Annotated in this window: 2 protein-coding genes; one reads left to right on the top strand and one right to left on the bottom strand. The window is 74.6% G+C overall.

The genetic code is table 11. The features are described from left to right. Positions 1-162: 162 nt before the first annotated feature. Positions 163-957 (bottom strand): glycerophosphodiester phosphodiesterase family protein, encoded by a 795-nt coding sequence (locus tag KGQ19_RS48130; RefSeq protein ID WP_212022281.1) that lies wholly within the window; start codon positions 955-957, stop codon positions 163-165. A gap of 141 nt (positions 958-1,098) precedes the next feature. Here KGQ19_RS48130 and KGQ19_RS48125 point away from each other — a divergent pair, with 141 nt between their 5' ends. After that, complete coding sequence (locus tag KGQ19_RS48125) at positions 1,099-3,027, top strand: AbeC-like domain-containing protein (RefSeq protein WP_212022279.1); 1,929 nt, start codon at positions 1,099-1,101, stop codon at positions 3,025-3,027. Positions 3,028-3,284 lie beyond the last annotated feature (257 nt).

Genomic DNA, 3,284 nt, shown 5'->3' with positions numbered 1-3,284 from the left:
GCTCCGGGGTGCCGAGGCCTGGCGCCGGGGCGAGGGCCTGAGCGGCGTCGCGCGGGGTGTCGGCGCCGGGCGGCGGTATCGTGCTGAACGCTGCGGCGGCTCCACCAGCTCCACCGGCTGGGCCGTCGGCGCTGAACGCGTCGGCGGTGTCGTCGATCGGCATCAGGACCAGGTCCCTCGTTTCGTCAGCACGGTTTTCAGCGTGTCCAGCCGGTCGGTCATGATGCCGTCCGCGCCCAGGTCGAGCAACCGTTCCATGTCAGCGGCCTCGTTGACCGTCCACACGTGCACCGGCAGCCCGGCGGCGTGCGCGGTGGCCAGCAGCCGCTCGTCGACCACCACGATCCGGCCCAGATTCGGCGGCACCTGCAGACAGGCGGCGGCGACCTTCGGCAGCGTGGCGGGGTCCGGCACCTCGCCCGGCTTCAGTTTGCGGGAGGCCCGCCACATCCGGAACGCCTCGCGCGGTCCGGCGCTGGTGCACAGTTCGGGGCCGAAGGCGGCGCGCATCGCGGCCAGCCGGGTGTCGGAGAAGGAGCTGATGCAGACCCGCTCCACGGCGCCGGTGTCCCGCAGCAGTGCGGTCAGCGGGGCGATCGCGTTGGGCTCCTTGACGTCGATGTTGAACCGCGCGCCGGGGAACGCCTCCAGCAGGTCGGCCATCGTCGGGATCGGCTCGTCCCCGATCCGGGCGGTGGCGACCTCGGCGGCGGTGAGCAGGCTGATCCGGCCCTTGGTGTCGGTGACCCGCTGCAGGCGCCGGTCGTGGAAGGCCAGCAGGACGCCGTCGGCGGTGGCGTGCACGTCGGTCTCCAGATACCGGTAGCCGGTGTCGACGGCGATTTTGAACGCGGACAGCGTGTTCTCCCCGGCCGGCCCGTCCGCGCCGCCCCGGTGGGCGAACGGGACGGGCCCCGGGTGGTCGAGGAACGGGTGACGGGCAGAGCTGTCGGACATGGCGGCAAGTATCCCAAGCCGCGGGTCACAACTTCATCAAAGTGCGCGTGGCGGCGTGCGCCGCCGGGGGTGCAGTTCATACTCTGATGCGATCGCAGCCCGGGGGGAGCGCGGTTCATGGTTTGCTGAGGGCGCTAGGGCGTGAGCGAGCGTGGGGAGTGCGGGTTGAAGGCGGCTGGCCGGGCGGCGGACGGTGCTGGGTCGGCCGAGGGCGGGGATGAGGGTGGCGAGGCTGGGAATCCCGAGGCTGGGCATCCCGAGGCTGGGAACATCACTGCCGCGGCCGGTGACACCGGGAACCAGCCGGGCGGCGGCGCGGGACGGTTACGGCGTGCCTCCGATGTCCTGTTCGGTGGGGGAGCGGCACCTGCTGCGCCCCCGGCCACTGCGAGCCCCAGCGGGGATCGGGCAGATCGTCCAGGCCGGTCAGATCGTCCAGGCCGGTCAGATCGCGCAGGCCGGGCGGATCGCGCTGATCACTCCGCCACCGCCCGCAGCACCTCGGCCGCACCCCGCCCGACCTGGTCTGCCCCGGCCCCCGGCGACGAGGCCACCCGCTACCTCTGTGCGGCGGCCCACCTCGACGCCGTCTTCACCCGGCGCGCGCTGAAGGAGTTCGTCTTCGACGAGGGCCGGGCCCCGGCTCCCTCGACCGGCGTCGACGAGGTCCTGGTGCTGCGCCACGCACTGGCCGCCCGCACTCGGCGGCTGCACCGGGACGTGGCGCTGGTCGCGCTGATGGTCGTGGCGCTGCTGACCTCGGTCTGGACGGTCGGGGCCTGGCTGGTCTGGGGCGCCGGGCTGTGGCTGCTGCTGAGCGGGGCCCGGGGCGGCGCCGCGCGCGGGAGCGTCGTCGGAGCGGGCGCCCCGGCCCCCGGCAGCGGCCCGGCGACCCCCGACACGCCCCGGCACCCGCCCTGGCCCGCGCCGGCCGTCGTCACGCCCGCGTTCGCCCCGCTGGCCCGCTTCGTGGCCCTGGTCTGGGGCGTGGTCGGTGCCGCCGCCATCGCCTCCACCGCGGGCCTGACCCACCCCTTCGGCCTGGCGGTCCCGGCCCGCTTCCACGACGCCGGGCCCGGCACGCCGTGTGTGGCCTGGGTCGGCATCCCACTCGCCGGCGCCCTGACCGCCTGGCTGATAGTCCTGGCCGAGCGACTGGCGACCCGGCACGTCCTGGTGGACAAGCTGCGCCGGGACCGCTTCGGCACCCACCGCTGGGTGGCCACCGAGACGGTCTGGGCCCGCCGCGCCCTGGCCGAACTGGCGGCCCGCGCCGCCTCGAACCACCAGGTCCTCGCCGACCCCGCACGCCCCTTCGCCGGCTCCGGCCGCCAGGTCCTGCGCCGCCGCTGGCTGCTGGAGACCGGCCCGATCCGCTACGACGTCCAGGACCTGATCGAGCGCGTAACGGACGCCCTCGCCGCCGGCGCCCCCGGCCTCGGCCCCGAGGGGCTGCTGGACCAGGTGGTCTGGGACGACTTCGTGGTCGCCACCGGCCCGGTCCTCGCCGTAGGCCAGACCACCGACGCCTCCCTGCGCCTGCTCCCCGCCCCCCGCGGCACAGCCACCCCGCGCGTCTTCCGCCGCTTCCGCATCCTGTCCGACCCGGCCGAAACCGTCGTCACCGTCTACCTGTCGGCCTCCTCCACCCAGGGCCTGGCACTGGTAGAAATCCACGGCCTGGTCCTGGAACCGGTGGCAGCGGCCTACCGCGGCGTGGACCGCCTCCCGGGCCTGGGCCTCTCAGCCGCCCTGGTCGAAGGCTGGCACGCCGCAGCCGCACTCCCACACCTACTGTTCGCCGCCCCCCGCGCATCCGCCGGAGCCGCCGCCGACCCCTGGCGCTGGCGCCACCGCCGCGCCGTCCTAGACCGAGCCGCAGCCGGCGGCCTCCCCGCCGCGGACGGCGCCCGCACCTCGCTACGCGAACTAGGCGTCGCGGGCGCCTGGCACGGGACCCGCGCGCCGCTGGTGGATCGGGAGGGGGCGCCTTTCGCTCGGGAGGATGCGAATTTGGCGCTTGCCGTGGTGGAGCGGCGGGTGCGGGAGGCGCTGCGGCCTTTGCTTTAGGTGCTGGGCTTGGAACTCCTACTTGTGGCGGTCCGGCCCCTACTTTCGGCCGTGGTTCGGCGGGATTCCCATCGGCTAGCCTGCCGAGCATGGAGTTCTTCAAGCGGCTGCGCAGGTCTGCGCGCGCGGCCAAGGCGCCGCTGTACACCGATTTGGGGACCACGGTGGCGCAGGCCGCCTCGACGACTGCGATCGCGGCCGGGATCGGGGGCGGGGCTCCTTTGGCGAAGAAGCGTAGGGGGAAGGCGCGGGAGGAC

The organism is Catenulispora pinistramenti (assembly GCF_018274385.1).
GTDB classification, from domain to species: domain Bacteria; phylum Actinomycetota; class Actinomycetes; order Streptomycetales; family Catenulisporaceae; genus Catenulispora; species Catenulispora pinistramenti.
This window is presented reverse-complemented; position numbering and strand designations above follow the sequence as displayed.